This window comes from Bradyrhizobium sp. BRP23 (genome assembly GCF_020194135.1).
GTDB lineage: Bacteria > Pseudomonadota > Alphaproteobacteria > Rhizobiales > Xanthobacteraceae > Bradyrhizobium > Bradyrhizobium yuanmingense.
On sequence record NZ_JADYVW010000002.1, the window covers coordinates 372,298 to 389,284 of the forward strand.

13 protein-coding genes are annotated in these 16,987 nt (G+C 63.3%); all 13 read left to right on the plus strand.

Annotation, left to right across the window (positions count from 1 at the left end; all coding sequences use genetic code 11):
- Positions 1-64 precede the first annotated feature (64 nt).
- The 13 genes from rpoC (at position 65) to rpsS (ending at position 16,986) form a co-directional block, all read left to right on the plus strand.
- Positions 65-4,261 (plus strand): DNA-directed RNA polymerase subunit beta', encoded by a 4,197-nt coding sequence (rpoC, locus tag I6F24_RS06145; protein WP_036011015.1) that lies wholly within the window; start codon positions 65-67, stop codon positions 4,259-4,261.
- Positions 4,262-4,446: 185 nt separating this feature from the next.
- On the plus strand, positions 4,447-6,501 hold the full coding sequence (locus I6F24_RS06150) for an FAD-dependent oxidoreductase (protein WP_225151404.1): 2,055 nt from the start codon (positions 4,447-4,449) through the stop codon (positions 6,499-6,501).
- 134 nt (positions 6,502-6,635) lie between these two features.
- On the plus strand, positions 6,636-8,681 hold the full coding sequence (locus I6F24_RS06155; RefSeq protein WP_225151406.1) for an ABC transporter ATP-binding protein: 2,046 nt from the start codon (positions 6,636-6,638) through the stop codon (positions 8,679-8,681).
- A gap of 896 nt (positions 8,682-9,577) precedes the next feature.
- Positions 9,578-9,949, plus strand: a complete 372-nt coding sequence (gene rpsL / locus I6F24_RS06160; RefSeq protein ID WP_007603006.1) for a 30S ribosomal protein S12 — start codon at positions 9,578-9,580, stop codon at positions 9,947-9,949.
- A gap of 15 nt (positions 9,950-9,964) precedes the next feature.
- Positions 9,965-10,435 (plus strand): 30S ribosomal protein S7, encoded by a 471-nt coding sequence (gene rpsG / locus I6F24_RS06165; protein ID WP_018647239.1) that lies wholly within the window; start codon positions 9,965-9,967, stop codon positions 10,433-10,435.
- Positions 10,436-10,468: 33 nt separating this feature from the next.
- Positions 10,469-12,541: an elongation factor G gene (gene fusA, locus I6F24_RS06170; protein WP_036027596.1), complete on the plus strand. Its 2,073-nt coding sequence runs from the start codon at positions 10,469-10,471 to the stop codon at positions 12,539-12,541.
- A gap of 40 nt (positions 12,542-12,581) precedes the next feature.
- Positions 12,582-13,772 (plus strand): elongation factor Tu, encoded by a 1,191-nt coding sequence (gene tuf, locus I6F24_RS06175; protein WP_025036994.1) that lies wholly within the window; start codon positions 12,582-12,584, stop codon positions 13,770-13,772.
- Between the two features lie 81 nt (positions 13,773-13,853).
- Positions 13,854-14,162, plus strand: coding sequence for a 30S ribosomal protein S10 (rpsJ, locus tag I6F24_RS06180; protein WP_002712302.1), 309 nt, complete (start codon positions 13,854-13,856; stop codon positions 14,160-14,162).
- Between the two features lie 52 nt (positions 14,163-14,214).
- Complete coding sequence (gene rplC, locus I6F24_RS06185; RefSeq protein ID WP_225151408.1) at positions 14,215-14,928, plus strand: 50S ribosomal protein L3; 714 nt, start codon at positions 14,215-14,217, stop codon at positions 14,926-14,928.
- A gap of 1 nt (position 14,929) precedes the next feature.
- The gene (gene rplD / locus I6F24_RS06190; protein WP_018647243.1) at positions 14,930-15,550 is read left to right on the plus strand and encodes a 50S ribosomal protein L4; all 621 of its coding nucleotides are present in this window, start codon (positions 14,930-14,932) and stop codon (positions 15,548-15,550) included.
- Entirely contained in the window at positions 15,547-15,849 is a 303-nt protein-coding gene (locus tag I6F24_RS06195) for a 50S ribosomal protein L23 (protein WP_025036992.1), read from the plus strand. Before rplD ends, I6F24_RS06195 begins: the two co-directional genes overlap by 4 nt.
- Before the next feature lie 12 nt (positions 15,850-15,861).
- Complete coding sequence (rplB, locus tag I6F24_RS06200; RefSeq protein ID WP_024342450.1) at positions 15,862-16,695, plus strand: 50S ribosomal protein L2; 834 nt, start codon at positions 15,862-15,864, stop codon at positions 16,693-16,695.
- 12 nt (positions 16,696-16,707) lie between these two features.
- Complete coding sequence (rpsS, locus tag I6F24_RS06205; protein WP_008136357.1) at positions 16,708-16,986, plus strand: 30S ribosomal protein S19; 279 nt, start codon at positions 16,708-16,710, stop codon at positions 16,984-16,986.
- The last annotated feature ends 1 nt before the right edge of the window (position 16,987 follow it).

Below are 16,987 nucleotides of genomic sequence, written 5' to 3' on the forward strand. Positions count from 1 at the left end.
GGCGCCATGCAGAAGTGATTTTCGAATTTGCGGCCGGAGGCGACCGGCACGCGAGGAGAAGACGATGAACCAAGAAATTATGAATCTCTTCAACCCGACGACGCCGGCTCAGGTCTTCGACCAGATCCGGATCTCGATCGCGTCTCCAGAGAAGATTCTGTCCTGGTCCTACGGCGAGATCAAGAAGCCGGAGACCATCAACTATCGTACCTTCAAGCCCGAGCGCGACGGCCTGTTCTGCGCCCGCATCTTCGGGCCGATCAAGGACTACGAGTGCTTGTGCGGCAAGTACAAGCGCATGAAGTACAAGGGCATCATCTGCGAGAAGTGCTCGGTCGAGGTCACGCTGTCGCGCGTCCGGCGCGAGCGCATGGGTCATATCGAACTCGCAGCCCCCGTCGCGCACATCTGGTTCCTGAAGTCGCTGCCCTCGCGCATCGGCCTCCTGCTCGACATGACGCTGAAGGATCTCGAGCGGATCCTCTACTTCGAATATTACGTCGTGCTCGAGCCGGGCCTCACCGCGCTGAAGGACCGTCAGCTGCTGTCGGAAGACGAGTATCTGAAGGCGCAGGACGAGTACGGCCAGGACAGCTTCACCGCCATGATCGGCGCCGAGGCGATCCGCGAGCTGCTCAAGGGCATGGACCTCGAGAAGCTCGAGGCCTCGCTGCGTGCCGAGATGCAGGAGACCGACTCCGACATCAAGCACAAGAAGCTCGCCAAGCGTCTGAAGATCGTGGAAGCGTTCCGCCATTCCGGCAACAAGCCGGAATGGATGATCATGACCGTGATCCCGGTGATTCCGCCGGACCTGCGTCCGCTGGTGCCGCTGGACGGCGGCCGTTTCGCGACCTCTGATCTCAACGACCTCTATCGCCGCGTCATCAACCGCAACAACCGCTTGAAGCGGCTGATGGAGCTGCGCGCGCCCGACATCATCATCCGCAACGAGAAGCGCATGCTTCAGGAAGCGGTCGATGCGCTGTTCGACAACGGCCGCCGCGGCCGCGTCATCACCGGCGCCAACAAGCGTCCGCTGAAGTCGCTCGCCGACATGCTCAAGGGCAAGCAGGGCCGCTTCCGCCAGAACCTGCTCGGCAAGCGCGTCGACTATTCGGGCCGTTCGGTGATCGTGGTCGGTCCCGAGCTGCGCCTGCATCAGTGCGGCCTGCCGAAGAAGATGGCGCTCGAGCTGTTCAAGCCGTTCATCTATTCGCGGCTCGACGCCAAGGGCCTGTCCACCACCGTGAAGCAGGCCAAGAAGCTGGTCGAGAAGGAACGGCCCGAGGTCTGGGACATCCTGGACGAGGTGATCCGCGAGCATCCGGTGCTGCTCAACCGCGCCCCGACGCTGCACCGCCTCGGCATTCAGGCATTCGAGCCCGTGCTGATCGAGGGCAAGGCGATCCAGCTTCACCCGCTGGTCTGCTCCGCGTTCAACGCCGACTTCGACGGCGACCAGATGGCCGTGCACGTTCCGCTGTCGCTCGAAGCGCAGCTGGAAGCGCGCGTCCTGATGATGTCGACCAACAACATCCTGCATCCCGCGAACGGCCAGCCGATCATCGTGCCGTCGCAGGACATCGTGCTCGGTCTGTACTACGTCTCGATCATGCGCGAAGGCCTGCCCGGCGAGGGTAAGGTGTTCGGCGACATGGCCGAGCTCGAGCATGCGCTGCACGCGAAGGTCATCCACCTCCACACCAAGATCAAGTACCGGTGGGAAGGCATGGACGAGACCGGCAAGGTCTCCAAGCGCTGGATCGAGACCACCGCCGGCCGCGTCATGCTCGGCAATCTGCTGCCGAAGAACCCGCGCATCTCCTACGAGATCATCAACAAGCTGATGACCAAGCGCGAGATCTCCGGCGTCATCGACCAGGTCTACCGCCACTGCGGCCAGAAGGAGACGGTGATCTTCTGCGACCGCATCATGGCGCTCGGCTTCTACAACGCGTTCAAGGCCGGCATCTCGTTCGGCAAGGACGACATGGTCGTGCCGCACGGCAAGTGGAAGATCGTCGACACCACCCGTACGCTGGCGAAGGATTTCGAGCAGCAGTACAACGACGGCCTGATCACCCATGGCGAGAAGTACAACAAGGTCGTCGACGCCTGGTCGAAGGCCACGGAAGAAATCGCCAAGGCGATGATGAAGGAGATCTCCGCCACCAAGAAGACGGCGAGCGGAGCCGACGCCGACATCAACTCGATCTACATGATGGCTCACTCCGGTGCCCGCGGTTCGCCGGCCCAGATGCGCCAGCTCGCCGGCATGCGCGGCCTGATGGCCAAGCCGTCGGGCGAGATCATCGAGACGCCGATCATCTCGAACTTCAAGGAAGGCCTCTCGGTGCTCGAGTACTTCAACTCGACCCACGGCGCCCGCAAGGGCCTCGCGGACACCGCGTTGAAGACCGCGAACTCCGGCTACCTGACCCGTCGTCTCGTCGACGTGGCGCAGGACTGCATCATCACGCAGAGCGACTGCGGCACCAAGCTCGGCATCAAGATGCGCGCCATCGTCGATGCCGGTACCGTGGTCGCCTCGCTCGGCTCGCGCATCCTCGGACGCACGGCCTGCGAAGACGTGCGTGACAGCTCGGGCCAGGTGATCGTCAAGCGCGATACGCTGATGGAAGAGAGCCACGTGGACGCCATCCACCAGGCCGGCATCCAGGAGGTGAAGATCCGCTCGGCGCTGACCTGCGAGCTCGTCAACGGCATCTGCGGCAAGTGCTACGGCCGCGACCTCGCCCGCGGCACGCCGGTCAACCACGGCGAAGCGGTCGGCGTTATCGCGGCGCAGTCGATCGGCGAGCCGGGCACCCAGCTCACCATGCGCACCTTCCACATCGGCGGTGCGGCGCAGCTCAACGAGCAGTCCTTCGTCGAAGCCAACTTCGACGGCAAGATCGTGATCAGGAACAAGGCCATCGCCCGCAACAGCGAAGGTCACCTGATCGCCATGGTGCGCAACATGGTTGTCGCGATCGTCGATGCCGACGGCACCGAGCGTGCGACGCACCGTATCCAGTACGGTTCGCGCCTGCACGTCGACGAGGGCGACATGGTCAAGCGCGGCCAGCGTATCGTCGAGTGGGATCCCTACACCCGTCCGCTGCTCACCGAGGTCGAAGGAACCATCGGCTTCGAGGATCTGGTGGAGGGGCAGTCGATCTCGGAAACGCTCGACGAGGCCACCGGTATCGCCAAGCGCGTGGTCATCGACTGGCGCTCGACCCGCGGCGGCTCGGACCTGCGTCCGGCCATCGTGGTCAAGGGCAAGGACGGCAAGGTGCTCAAGCTCGCCCGCGGCGGCGATGCGCGCTACATGCTGTCGGTCGACGCCATTCTCTCGGTCGACATCGGAGCCAAGGTCCAGCCGGGCGACATCCTCGCCCGTGTCTCGACCGAAAGCGCCAAGACGCGTGACATCACCGGCGGTCTGCCGCGGGTGGCGGAACTGTTCGAGGCTCGGCGCCCGAAGGATGCGGCGATCATCGCCGAAATCGCGGGTACCATCCGGTTCGGGCGCGACTACAAGAACAAGCGTCGCATCTCGATCGAGCCGATGGACAAGACCGACGAGCCGCGCGAGTACCTGATCCCGAAGGGCAAGCACATCCACCTTCAGGACGGCGACGTCGTCGAAAAGGGCGACTTCATCGTGGAAGGCAACCCGGCGCCGCACGACATCCTCGCGGTCAAGGGCATCGAGGAGCTCGCGGCCTATCTGGTCAACGAGATCCAGGAGGTCTACCGGCTGCAGGGCGTGCTCATCAACGACAAGCACATCGAGGTGATTGTCCGTCAGATGCTCCAGAAGGTGGAAATCACCGACCAGGGCGACACGGACATGATCTCCGGCGAGCAGGTCGATAAGATCGAGTTCGACGCGCTGAACGTGAAGGCCAAGGAAGAGGGCAAGAAGCCCGCCACGGGAACGCCGGTTCTGCTCGGCATCACCAAGGCGAGCCTCCAGACCCGCTCCTTCTTCTCGGCGGCATCGTTCCAGGAGACCACCCGCGTCCTCACCGAGGCGGCGGTCAACGGCAAGATCGATCCGCTCGAAGGCCTCAAGGAGAACGTCATCGTCGGCCGGCTGATCCCGGCGGGCACCGGCGCCTCCATGGCCAAGATCCGCGAAGTCGCCATGAAGCGCGACAAGCTGATCCTGGACGAGCGGGAGAAGCAGGCCGCCGTCGTGTCGCCGGCGCCGGAAGCCGAGCTTCCTGCGCTGCCGCCCGCGGAGTGATCGTTCATCCGTAGGAATACCGAGGACAATGAAAAGGCCGGCTTTTGCCGGCCTTTTTGCTGCTTTGTTGCGATGCGGGATCAACCTTTGTTCATCTTTCCTTCAGCCGCAAAAGCGCTTGTGCTATGGCGCCTTAGACCGGTGGTCCCGCCAAGGGGGCAGGGCCGGAAGACCACGGAACTCTCATGCTTGATCTCGCAATCGTAGGCGGCGGCCCCGGCGGGCTGATGAGCGCCTGGTACCTGAAGCGCAAGCTCGGCGACCTCTGCCGCGTCACCATCTACGAGGCCTCCGACAGGCTCGGCGGCAAGATCGTCACCCGCAAGTTCGATTCGGCGCCCGCGATGTACGAGGCCGGCGTTGCCGAGATCTACGACTACTCGATGACGGGCCCGGACCCGCTGCGCGAGCTGATCCAGCATTTCGGCCTTCAGACCATTCCGATGGATGCCGAGCAGGTGCAGTTCGGCGGTGAGCTGCTCAACGACGTTCCCGGCATGCGCCGCAAATACGGCGCCAAGACTGCCGCCGCGATCGAAGCCTTCCGCAAGCGTTGCGCCGAGGTGATGTCGCCGGTGGAATATTACGAGGGCGTCGGCGCGCACGACAACGAACATCCCTGGGCCTACAAGACCGCCGAGCAGGTGCTCGACGAGGAGGTCGAGGACGTCACCGCAAAGCGCTTCTTCAAGGTGATGGCGCGTTCCGACATCGCGACCGAGAGCCACAACACCAACGGGCTCAACGCGCTCAAGAACTATCTTATGGACGTCGACGGCTATATCGGCCTCTATTCCATCCAGAACGGCAACGAGCAGCTGATCGAATGCCTGCAGTCGGAGGTCAATGCCGACATCCAGCTCAATCACCGCGTGCTCACCGTCGGCAAGGCGCCGACCGGCCGGTATCAGCTCAAGATGATGAACGGCAAGGGGCCGGAGACCCGTGACTTCGATCTCGTGCTGGTCTGCCTGCCGCATTCCTGGCTCGCCACTCTCGGCTGGGAGGGCGAGCAGCTGCGCAGGTCGATGGTCAAGCACGTGGCCTATTTCGACCGTCCCGCGCACTATCTGCGCGTCTCGATCCTGTTCGACGAGCCGTTCTGGGGCGACAAGATTCCGGGCGCCTGGTTCATGTCGGAAGCCTTCGGCGGCTGCTGCGTCTACAACGAGGGCGCACGTCACGATGTCGGCAAGCATGGTGTTCTGAACTGGCTCATTCCCGGCTCTGACGCACTGGCTTTTGCCAATCTGTCGGACCAGGAGCTGATCGAGACCGCCCTGAAATCGCTGCCGGCTTCTCTCGGCGATGCGCGTCTGCACTTTATGGAAGGCAAGATCCACCGCTGGCTGTCCTCGGTGAACGCGCTGCCTGGTGGTTTGCCCGCGCGCGACGTCATGACCAATCACCGGCCCGAGCCGAAGGAGCACCCCGGCATCGTGGTGGTCGGCGACTATCTGTTCGATTCGACGCTGAACGGCCTACTGGATTCCTCGGACGCGGCGACCGACATCATCCTGACCGAGATGATGCGCCTGCGCCGCCAGCGCGCGCAGGACGACAAGCCGCTCTCGGACAAGATCGATCGCAAATATTTCGAGAATTATCGCGGTCTCGGCCCCTATCATCAGGCATGGCGGCACTTCACCGATCCCGACTACCTGACGAAGCTGATCGGCATCGTCTGGGGCAGGGCGGCGGGCGCCAAGCTGCTGGTCGCGGGCTCCGCCAGCGGCGAACTGGTCGGCGCCCTGCGCGATCGCGGCATCGATGCATGGGGAATCGAGAACAACCGCGCGATCCACGCCAGGACGCCGAAATCGCTGAAGAAGTACAACAAGCTCGGCACGATCACCGACATGCCGTTCAAGGACGGCACGTTCGACTTCGTGTTCGAGACCAGCCTCTGCCACGTTTCCCCCAAGCAAGTGGTCCGCGCGATCCGCGAGCTCAACCGCGTGGTCAAGACCGGCCTCGTGTTCGGCTCCATCACCTCGGACATGGCGCCGGCATTGATCGACCGCTACGACCTCCTGCGCGGAGTCAAGAAGCTCGGCACCTGGTGGGAATGGTCCGAACTGTTCTTCGGCAACGGCTTCGACCTATCGATGCACCGCAAGGATTGCACCGATGCGCTGTGGGAGGCGACGCTCGCCGCCAACAAGGGGCCGGGGCAGTGGTACGCCGACGCGGACAGCTTGCGCTATTCCTTCTTCGACAAGGTCGAGGACGAGGACTAGCCTTGGGGACGCCAACCGAATTCGCCAATTGTTTTGCCGAATTCATCTTGATCGCATAGAATCGGTGCAATAGCGGTTGCCGCTATTTCCTGCGTTCTCTGCGGTCATGCCGGCCGTCAGCATCGGTTGGTTTCATGGCATCCAAGCCTTTCTTGCCTGGCGACAAGCCTCGATCTCCCGATCAACAGAAGCTCGCCGCGGAGGAGGCGGCCGGGCTCGATGGCAAGCTCGCCGACGCTGCCAAGCCGGATCTCAAGGACGACGAGGACGCCGAAGACGAGGGGGATGACGAGCTGGAGCTCGACGAGGACGATGAGGACGAGGACCTCGTCGTCTTTACCGCGCGCGAAGCCGCCGGGGCCCTTGCGACCATTGTCGGGTTCGTCAAGCCCTATCTCTCCAACTACAAGCGGATGCTGTCATTCGTGGCATTCGGCGTCGTGGTCGAGACGTTGTTCAACGTCATCATGCCGCTCAGCCTCAAGTTCCTGATCGACGATGCGCTCGGCGAGGAGGATTTTCAGGCGCTCTACAAGATCCTCGGCGTGCTCGCCGTCGCCGGCATTTTCACCTCGATCGTTGCGGTCTGGTACGAACGCTGGGACGCGCGACTCGCCGCTTGCGTCATCTCCGATGTTCGCAAACGCCTGTTCGAGCACGTCCAGGACCTGCCCGCCGCCTATTTCGGCCGCACCAGGCGCGGCGAGATCCTATCGCGCTTCTCGGTCGATCTCTCGGCCTTCGAAGGCTCGGTCAAGACGTTCGCCAACAGTGCCGCGCTGCCGTTCCTGGAGCTGATCGCCGGCATCATCCTGATGCTGTTCCTCAACTGGCAGCTCGCCGTCGTCGCGCTGCTGGTGTTCCCGATCACGCTGATCGGCCCGCGGATCCTGACGCCGAAGGCGGTGCAGGCCAATTACGAACAGAAGCTCAATGAATCGGCGTTGCTGGGCCAAGTCCAGGAGAACGTGGCCGCCCAGGCGGTCATCAAGGCGTTCAGCCTGCAACGCAAGATGTTCGGCTTCTTCCGGTTACGCAACGACGAGACCCGCAACAAGATGGCCTCGGCCACATTCCTCTCGACCATGGTGGAGCGGACAGTCACCATCTCGGTGCTCCTCCTGCACCTTGTGGTGCTCGCGATCGGCGCGTATCTGGCGACCAAGGGCCATATCACCATCGGCACCTTTGTCACCTTCGAGAGCGCGTTCTGGGAGGTCTCCTACAACATCGCCCATGTGATGCATTTCATCCCGGTGTCGATCTCCTCGGCCGCCGCGATCCGCCACATCCAGGAGTTGCTCGACGAGCCGACCCGCAGCGCCGATCGGCCGGGCGCGCCCGATCTGCCGCGCATCACCCACGACATTACCTTCGATCACGTCACCTTCCAGTACGAGGGCAGTCAGACGCCGGTGCTGGACAATCTCAGCCTCAAGCTCGATGCCGGCAAGCGCATCGCGATCGTCGGTCCGAGCGGCTCCGGCAAGAGCACGCTGCTCAATTTGATCCTGCGGCTCTACGTGCCCGACGAAGGCCGCGTCACCATCGACGGGGTCGACGTCCGCAAGGTGACGCTGGACTCGCTGCGCCGGAGCATGGCGGTGGTGTTCCAGGAGAACATGCTGTTCAACATGTCGATCCGCGAGAACATCCGGCTCGGCAAGGAGGGCGCAACGGACGAGGAGGTGGAGGAGGCGGCCAAGAAGGCCGAGATCCACCGCTACATCATGAGCCTGCCGCAGCGCTACGACACGCCGGTCGGCGAGCGCGGCGACACGCTGTCGGGCGGCCAACGCCAGCGCATTGCGATCGCGCGCGCGATCATCCGCAACCCCTCCGTGCTGCTGCTGGACGAAGCAACTTCGGCGCTGGACCAGACCACCGAGGCCGCAATCAACCGCACGCTGCTCAGGGTCGCCAAGGGTCGCACCATGATCTGGTCGACCCACCGCCTGACCTCGGTGGTCGAGATGGACGAGATCATCGTGATTTCAGGGGGCAGGGCGATCGAGCGCGGTTCCCATGCCGAGTTGCTCGCCAAGAATGGCACCTATCGCAAGCTGTGGAACGACCAGATCCACCAGCCCCATGGCGCGGCAGCTCACGCCGACGCCGACCGCAATGATGACGACGAGGACGAAGACCTCGATGACGATGAGGACGACGAGGAGGAGTAACCGCGGGCGGTGAGCTTCGAGCGGCCGCGTCTGATCGTCTCGTCTCACGGCAACGCGCGGTTCAGCGTCGACTCGTCGATTCTCTGATGCAAGGCGTTCGGCCGCCGCGCGCCGCGTTTTTTCGCACGCATGGTTTGGGGCAAGAGCCATTCGCGGATCGACCAGTCCGGGCTGAAGCCCCGTCACACCGGGCATCGCGGCGGGCCGGGAAAAGCTGGCAGACCGGCCACCAGCCAGCAAACTGAGCGCAGGCAGGAAAAAAGCCCCTCAGTTTGGTAATAAAACTACATTAAACCCGGGTATAATTGTTTCAGATCTGGCAGGTCAGTCGCCTCGCTCCTATATCAGGCAGGCGCGGGGAGGCGGCGAAGAGGCGATTTTTTGCAGGCGCATGAAGCGCTTTGTGACTGTCGTTTCACCTTGACTTGACCGATTCCCACTTATAGAAAGCGCCTCACTTAACGACAGGCGGTGAGCATCGCCAGCGTCGGAACGGGCCACCCGTTGATCCCCAAAGACTAGATCTGCCAGGGGTCGCAAAGACGGGCACCAACCTCGACGAATGCCGCTCAAACGCTGTCGATCATAGCTAGGCAATGCCAGTGCGACTTTAGTTCTCTCGAGCACGTTCTCTTGAGATCGAATTCGGATGCATGACCTCAGTGCGCGGGCCGCGGCGTTACGCTGAACGGCTTCGAGACTGCGGTCCTCTGTGGCGTCGAAGCGCTTTCCGCTCGTTGATGGAGCGGTTGGCGCAATTTCGCTTTGCGCGGGTCTTTCGCGCCAGGCGGCCCGTTCGGGCGGGTAGCTCGAGCAGAATTTGCGGACCCGGTGACGGGCCGCGGCAAGACAGCGGACCCGAGAGGGGCCGCAGCAGAAAAAGGGTGAAGGCCAGAATGCCGACGATCAACCAGCTGATCGCTCAACCGCGGGAAGTGCAGAAGTCGCGCAAGAAGGTGCCGGCGCTGCAGCAGTCGCCGCAGAAGCGTGGTGTTTGCACGCGCGTCTACACCACGACCCCGAAGAAGCCGAACTCGGCGCTTCGTAAGGTTGCCAAGGTGCGCCTGACCAACGGCTTCGAGGTGATCGGCTACATCCCTGGCGAGGGCCATAACCTCCAGGAGCACTCGGTGGTCATGATCCGCGGCGGCCGCGTCAAGGACTTGCCGGGCGTGCGCTATCACATCCTCCGCGGCGTTCTGGACACCCAGGGCGTCAAGAACCGTAAGCAGCGTCGTTCGAAGTACGGCGCCAAGCGTCCGAAGTAAGCGGGAACCAAGCCTATGTCTCGTCGCCACTCTGCGGAAAAGCGCGAAGTTCTTCCGGATCCGAAGTTCGGGAACATCATCGTCACGAAGTTCATGAACTCGGTGATGTACGCCGGCAAGAAGTCGGTTGCGGAAGGCATCGTCTATGGTGCGTTCGGCATCATCGAATCCAAGACCAAGCAGAACCCGCTCGGCGTGTTCGAGCAGGCGCTCGAGAACGTCATGCCGACCATCGAGGTCCGCTCCCGCCGCGTCGGCGGCGCGACCTACCAGGTTCCGGTCGAGGTCCGCTCGACCCGCCGGCAGGCGCTCGGCATTCGCTGGCTGATCGCGGCTGCGCGCGAGCGCAACGAGAAGACCATGACCGAGCGGCTCTCGGCGGAGCTCTTGGACGCATCGAACAACCGGGGGAACGCCGTTAAGAAGCGCGAAGACGTGCACCGCATGGCGGAAGCCAACCGCGCCTTCTCGCACTACCGCTGGTAACGGCGACACACTCGGACTCGCAAGGAACGACCCATGCCCCGCCAACATGCCATCGAGGACTACCGTAACTTCGGTATCATGGCGCATATCGACGCCGGCAAGACCACGACGACCGAGCGCATCCTCTATTACACCGGCAAGAGCCACAAGATCGGCGAAGTGCACGAAGGTGCCGCGACGATGGACTGGATGGAGCAGGAGCAGGAGCGTGGCATCACGATCACCTCGGCTGCGACCACCGCGTTCTGGAACGGCAAGCGCCTGAACATCATCGACACGCCCGGTCACGTCGACTTCACCATCGAAGTCGAGCGTTCGCTCCGCGTGCTCGACGGCGCCGTCTGCGTGCTCGACTCCAACCAGGGCGTCGAGCCTCAGACCGAGACCGTCTGGCGCCAGGGCGACAAGTACAAGGTTCCGCGCATCGTCTTCGCCAACAAGATGGACAAGATCGGTGCCGACTTCTTCAAGTGTCTGGCGGACATTGTCGACCGTCTGGGCGCCAAGCCCGTCGCGATCCAGCTTCCGATCGGTGCCGAGAACAACTTCAAGGGTCTCGTCGACCTCGTGAAGATGAAGGGCGTCGTCTGGAACGATGAATCGCTCGGCGCCAAGTTCGATTATGTCGATATTCCGGAAGACCTTGCCGACCAGGCCAAGGAATACCGCGAGAAGATGGTGGAAGCCGCCGTCGAGCTCGACGACGATGCCATGGCCGCCTATCTCGATGGCAAGGAGCCGGACGAGGCGACCCTGAAGCGCCTGATCCGCAAGGCGGTGCTGACCGGCGCGTTTTATCCCGTGCTGTGCGGCTCGGCCTTCAAGAACAAGGGCGTGCAGCCGCTGCTCGACGCCGTGGTCGACTATCTGCCGTCGCCGCTCGACGTGCCCGCGATCAAGGGCACCGACGACAAGGGCAACGAGGTCGTGCGCAAGGCGGACGACAAGGAGCCGCTGGCGCTGCTCGCGTTCAAGATCATGGACGACCCGTTCGTCGGCACCATCACCTTCTGCCGCATCTATTCCGGCATCCTGCAGAGCGGCACCGGCGTCGTGAACTCGACCCGCGAGAAGAAGGAGCGGATCGGGCGCATGCTGTTGATGCATGCGAACAACCGCGAGGACATCAAGGAAGCCTATGCCGGCGACATCGTCGCGCTGGCCGGTCTGAAGGAAGCGCGCACCGGTGACACGCTGTGCGATCCCGACAAGCAGGTGATCCTGGAGAAGATGGAGTTCCCCGAGCCGGTCATCGAGATCGCGATCGAGCCGAAGTCCAAGGCCGACCAGGAGAAGCTGGGCGTGGCGCTGGCCAAGCTCGCCGCGGAGGATCCGTCCTTCCGCGTGTCGACCGACCACGAGTCCGGCCAGACCATCCTCAAGGGCATGGGCGAACTCCACCTCGACATCAAGGTCGACATCCTCAAGCGCACCTACAAGGTCGACGCCAACATCGGCGCGCCGCAGGTGGCGTTCCGTGAGCGCATCACCAAGCGGGTGGAGCACAGCTATACCCACAAGAAGCAGACCGGCGGTACCGGCCAGTTCGCGGCCGTGTCGTTCATCGTCGAGCCGAACGAAGCCGGCAAGGGCTTCGAGTTCGAATCGAAGATCGTCGGTGGCGCGGTGCCGAAGGAATACATCCCGGGCGTCGAGAAGGGCCTGGAGAGCGTGCTGTCGTCCGGCGTGGTCGCGGGCTTCCCCGTGGTCGACGTCAAGGTGCAGCTGGTCGACGGCAAGTATCACGACGTCGACTCGTCGGCGCTCGCCTTCGAAATCGCCTCGCGCGCCTGCTTCCGCGAAGCGCTGCAGATGGGCAAGTCGGTCCTGCTCGAGCCGATCATGAAGGTCGAGGTGGTGACCCCGGAAGACTACACCGGCTCGGTCATCGGCGACCTGAATTCCCGGCGCGGTCAGATCCAGGGGCAGGACATGCGCGGCAACGCCAACGTCATCAACGCGATGGTGCCGCTCATGAACATGTTCGGTTACGTGAACAATCTGCGCTCGATGAGCCAGGGTCGCGCGACCTTCACCATGCAGTTCGATCACTACGCAGAAGCGCCGGCCAACGTGTCGGCAGAAGTCCAGAAGAAGTTTGCCTGATTGTCGTCGGTTGAAAGCTGACGATTGAACGGAGAGTCAAATGGCCAAAGCAAAGTTTGAACGTACCAAGCCGCACTGCAACATCGGCACCATCGGTCACGTCGACCATGGCAAGACGTCGCTGACCGCGGCGATCACCAAGGTTCTCGCCGAAGCCGGCGGTGCGACGTTCACCGCGTACGACCAGATCGACAAGGCGCCGGAAGAGAAGGCCCGCGGCATCACCATCTCGACCGCGCACGTCGAGTACGAGACGCCGAACCGCCACTACGCCCACGTCGACTGCCCCGGCCACGCCGACTACGTCAAGAACATGATCACCGGCGCTGCCCAGATGGACGGCGCGATCCTGGTTGTGTCGGCCGCTGACGGCCCGATGCCGCAGACCCGCGAGCACATCCTGCTCGCCCGCCAGGTCGGTGTGCCCGCGCTCGTCGTGTTCCTCAACAAGTGCGACATGGTCGACGATCCGGAGCTGCTCGAGCTCGTCGAGCTCGAAGTCCGCGAGCTGCTTTCCAAGTACGAATTCCCCGGCGACAAGATTCCGATCATCAAGGGTTCGGCGCTCGCCGCTCTCGAAGACTCCGACAAGAAGCTCGGCCACGACGCCATCCTCGAGCTGATGAAGAACGTCGACGAGTACATCCCGCAGCCGGAGCGTCCGATCGACCAGCCGTTCCTGATGCCGGTTGAAGACGTGTTCTCGATCTCGGGCCGCGGCACCGTCGTGACCGGCCGTGTCGAGCGCGGCGTCGTCAAGGTCGGCGAGGAAATCGAGATCGTCGGTCTCCGCGCCACCCAGAAGACCACCGTCACCGGCGTCGAAATGTTCCGCAAGCTGCTCGATCAGGGCCAGGCCGGCGACAACATCGGCGCGCTGCTCCGCGGCACCAAGCGCGAGGACGTCGAGCGCGGCCAGGTTCTGGCCAAGCCCGGTTCGGTCAAGCCGCACACCAAGTTCAAGGCTGAGGCCTACATCCTCACCAAGGAAGAGGGCGGTCGCCACACCCCGTTCTTCACCAACTACCGTCCGCAGTTCTACTTCCGCACCACCGACGTGACCGGTGTCGTGCACCTGCCGGAAGGCACCGAGATGGTGATGCCGGGCGACAACATCGCGATGGAAGTGCACCTGATCGTGCCGATCGCGATGGAAGAGAAGCTCCGCTTCGCGATCCGCGAAGGCGGCCGCACCGTCGGCGCCGGCGTCGTCGCCTCGATCATCGAGTAACAACGCGAATAGGGAATGGCGAGTGGCGAATAGTTTCTATTCGCCATTCGCTACTCGCCACTCACTAAGAAAGATTCGGCAATGAACGGCCAAAACATTCGTATCCGTCTCAAGGCGTTCGACCATCGTATCCTCGATACGTCGACCCGTGAGATCGTGAACACGGCGAAGCGCACCGGCGCGCAGGTCCGCGGACCCATTCCGCTGCCCACCCGCATCGAGAAGTTCACCGTCAACCGTTCGCCCCACGTCGACAAGAAGAGCCGCGAACAGTTCGAGATGCGCACTCACAAGCGCCTGCTCGACATCGTCGATCCGACCCCGCAAACCGTCGATGCTTTGATGAAGCTCGACCTGGCCGCCGGTGTCGACGTCGAGATCAAGCTCTAAGATTTTGGATCCCGTTCGCCAAAAGCGGACAAAGAGAACAGGAAGCAAGCCGATGCGCTCCGGAGTGATCGCACAAAAGGTCGGGATGACGCGGGTCTTCACGGAGGCCGGCGAACATATCCCCGTGACCGTGCTGAAGCTCGGCAATTGCCAGGTCGTAGGCCACCGCACCGAAGAGAAGAACGGTTACGTCGCGCTCCAGCTCGGTTCGGGCAGCCGCAAGACCGTCTACATGCCGAAGGCCGAGCGCGGCCAGTTCGCGGTCGCCAAGGTCGAGCCGAAGCGCCGGGTCGAGGAATTCCGCGTCACCGCGGACGCCATGATCCCGGTCGGCGCCGAGATCCAGGCCGACCACTTCGTCGTCGGCCAGCTCGTCGACGTCACCGGCACCTCGGTCGGTAAGGGCTTCGCCGGCGGCATGAAGCGCTGGAACTTCGGCGGTCTGCGCGCCACGCACGGTGTGTCGATCTCGCACCGCTCGATCGGTTCGACTGGTGGCCGTCAGGACCCCGGCAAGACCTGGAAGAACAAGAAGATGCCCGGCCACATGGGTGTCGATCGCATCACCACGCTCAACCTTCGCGTCGTCCAGACCGATGTCGAGCGCGGCCTGATCCTCGTCGAAGGCGCCGTTCCCGGCTCCAAGGGCGGCTGGATCCGCGTGCGCGACGCCGTCAAAAAGCCGCTGCCGAAGGAAGCCCCGAAGCCCGGCAAGTTTAAGGTTGCTGGCGACGCGGAAGCCGCTCCGGCTGCGCAGGAGGCGTGAGATGGAATTGAAGGTCACCACCCTCGAAGGTAAGGAAGCCGGCTCCGTCCAGCTGTCCGACGCCATTTTCGGCCTCGAGCCGCGCGAGGACATCATCGCGCGCTGCGTGCAGTGGCAGCTCAACAAGCGCCAGGCCGGCACGCACAAGGCCAAGGGCCGCGCCGAGATCTGGCGCACCGGCAAGAAGATGTACAAGCAGAAGGGCACCGGCGGTGCTCGTCACGGCTCGGCCCGCGTGCCGCAGTTCCGCGGCGGCGGTCGTGCCTTCGGTCCGGTGGTGCGTTCGCACGCCACCGACCTGCCGAAGAAGGTCCGTGCGCTCGCTCTGAAGCATGCGCTCTCGGCCAAGGCCAAGGACGGCGATCTCGTCGTGATCGAGAAGGCCGCACTGGAAGCCGCCAAGACCAAGGCGCTGCTCGGCCACTTCTCGGGCCTCGGCCTCACCAACGCGCTGATCATCGACGGTGCCGAGCTCAACAACGGCTTCGCCGCTGCGGCTCGCAACATCCCGAACATGGACGTGCTGCCGATCCAGGGCATCAACGTCTATGACATCCTGCGCCGTCAGAAGCTCGTTCTGACCAAGGCCGCCATCGATGCGCTGGAGGCGCGCTTCAAATGAGCAAGAACATCGAGCCTCGCCACTACGACGTGATCCTGTCGCCGGTCGTGACCGAAAAGGCGACGATCGCCTCGGAGCACAACAAGGTGCTGTTCAAGGTGGCCGCCAAGGCGACCAAGCCGCAAATCAAGGAAGCGATCGAGAAGCTGTTCGACGTCAAGGTCAAGAGCGTCAACACGCTGGTCCGCAAGGGCAAGGTCAAGGCCTTCCGCGGCACCATCGGCTCGCAGTCGAACAGCAAACGCGCGATCGTGACCCTCGAAGAGGGTCACCGGATCGACGTCACCACCGGTCTGTAAGGTCGTACGACGATGGCACTGAAGACATTCAATCCCACGACGCCGGGCCAGCGCCAGCTGGTCATGGTCGATCGTTCGGCCCTCTACAAGGGCAAGCCGGTCAAGGCGCTCACCGAAGGCAAGAAGTCCTCGGGCGGCCGCAACAACACCGGCCGCATCACCGTGCGCTTCCGCGGCGGTGGTCACAAGCAGACGCTGCGTACCGTCGACTTCAAGCGTGAGAAGATCGACGTGCCCGCGACCGTCGAGCGTCTCGAGTATGATCCCAATCGCACCGGTTTCATCGCCCTGATCAAGTATCAGGACGGCGAGCAGGCCTACATCCTGGCGCCGCAGCGCCTGGCGGTGGGTGACACGATCATCGCCGGCAATTACGTCGACGTGAAGCCGGGCAACGTCATGCCGCTCGGCAACATGCCGGTCGGCACGATCATCCACAACATCGAGGTCAAGATCGGCAAGGGCGGCCAGCTGGCGCGTTCCGCCGGCACCTACGCCCAGCTCGTCGGCCGTGACCAGGATTACGTCATCATCCGCCTGAACTCGGGCGAGCAGCGCCTCGTGCACGGTCGTTGCCGCGGCACGATCGGCGCGGTGTCGAACCCGGATCACATGAACACCTCGATCGGCAAGGCCGGTCGCAAGCGTTGGATGGGCCGCAGGCCGCACAACCGCGGTGTCGCGATGAACCCGATCGACCATCCGCACGGCGGTGGTGAAGGTCGTACCTCGGGCGGCCGCCACCCGGTCACCCCGTGGGGCAAGCCGACCAAGGGCAAGAAGACCCGCACCAACAAGTCGACCAACAAATTCATTCTCCTAAGCCGCCACAAGCGGAAGAAGTAAGGAACGCCGGACATGGTTCGTTCAGTCTGGAAAGGCCCGTTCGTCGAGGGTTCTCTGCTCAAGAAGGCAGATGCCGCGCGCGCGTCCGGCCGTCACGACGTCATCAAGATCTGGAGCCGTCGCTCGACGATCCTGCCGCAATTCGTCGGCCTGACCTTCGGCGTCTACAACGGTCAGAAGCACGTGCCGGTGGCCGTGAACGAGGAAATGGTCGGTCACAAGTTCGGCGAGTTCTCGCCGACCCGGACCTTCCATGGCCACTCCGGCGACAAGAAAGCCAAGAAGGCTTGAG

Excerpts from the sequence above, each read along its gene's own strand:
- rplB (WP_024342450.1), top strand. The coding sequence starts at position 15,862 with ATGGCACTGAAGACATTCAATCCCACGACGCCGGGCCAGCGCCAGCTG.
- rplD (WP_018647243.1), top strand. The coding sequence starts at position 14,930 with ATGGAATTGAAGGTCACCACCCTCGAAGGTAAGGAAGCCGGCTCCGTC.
- rpsS (WP_008136357.1), top strand. The coding sequence starts at position 16,708 with ATGGTTCGTTCAGTCTGGAAAGGCCCGTTCGTCGAGGGTTCTCTGCTC.
- I6F24_RS06150 (WP_225151404.1), top strand. The coding sequence starts at position 4,447 with ATGCTTGATCTCGCAATCGTAGGCGGCGGCCCCGGCGGGCTGATGAGC.
- rpsJ (WP_002712302.1), top strand. The coding sequence starts at position 13,854 with ATGAACGGCCAAAACATTCGTATCCGTCTCAAGGCGTTCGACCATCGT.
- I6F24_RS06155 (WP_225151406.1), top strand. The coding sequence starts at position 6,636 with ATGGCATCCAAGCCTTTCTTGCCTGGCGACAAGCCTCGATCTCCCGAT.
- fusA (WP_036027596.1), top strand. The coding sequence starts at position 10,469 with ATGCCCCGCCAACATGCCATCGAGGACTACCGTAACTTCGGTATCATG.
- tuf (WP_025036994.1), top strand. The coding sequence starts at position 12,582 with ATGGCCAAAGCAAAGTTTGAACGTACCAAGCCGCACTGCAACATCGGC.
- rplC (WP_225151408.1), top strand. The coding sequence starts at position 14,215 with ATGCGCTCCGGAGTGATCGCACAAAAGGTCGGGATGACGCGGGTCTTC.
- rpsG (WP_018647239.1), top strand. The coding sequence starts at position 9,965 with ATGTCTCGTCGCCACTCTGCGGAAAAGCGCGAAGTTCTTCCGGATCCG.
- I6F24_RS06195 (WP_025036992.1), top strand. The coding sequence starts at position 15,547 with ATGAGCAAGAACATCGAGCCTCGCCACTACGACGTGATCCTGTCGCCG.
- rpsL (WP_007603006.1), top strand. The coding sequence starts at position 9,578 with ATGCCGACGATCAACCAGCTGATCGCTCAACCGCGGGAAGTGCAGAAG.
- rpoC (WP_036011015.1), top strand. The coding sequence starts at position 65 with ATGAACCAAGAAATTATGAATCTCTTCAACCCGACGACGCCGGCTCAG.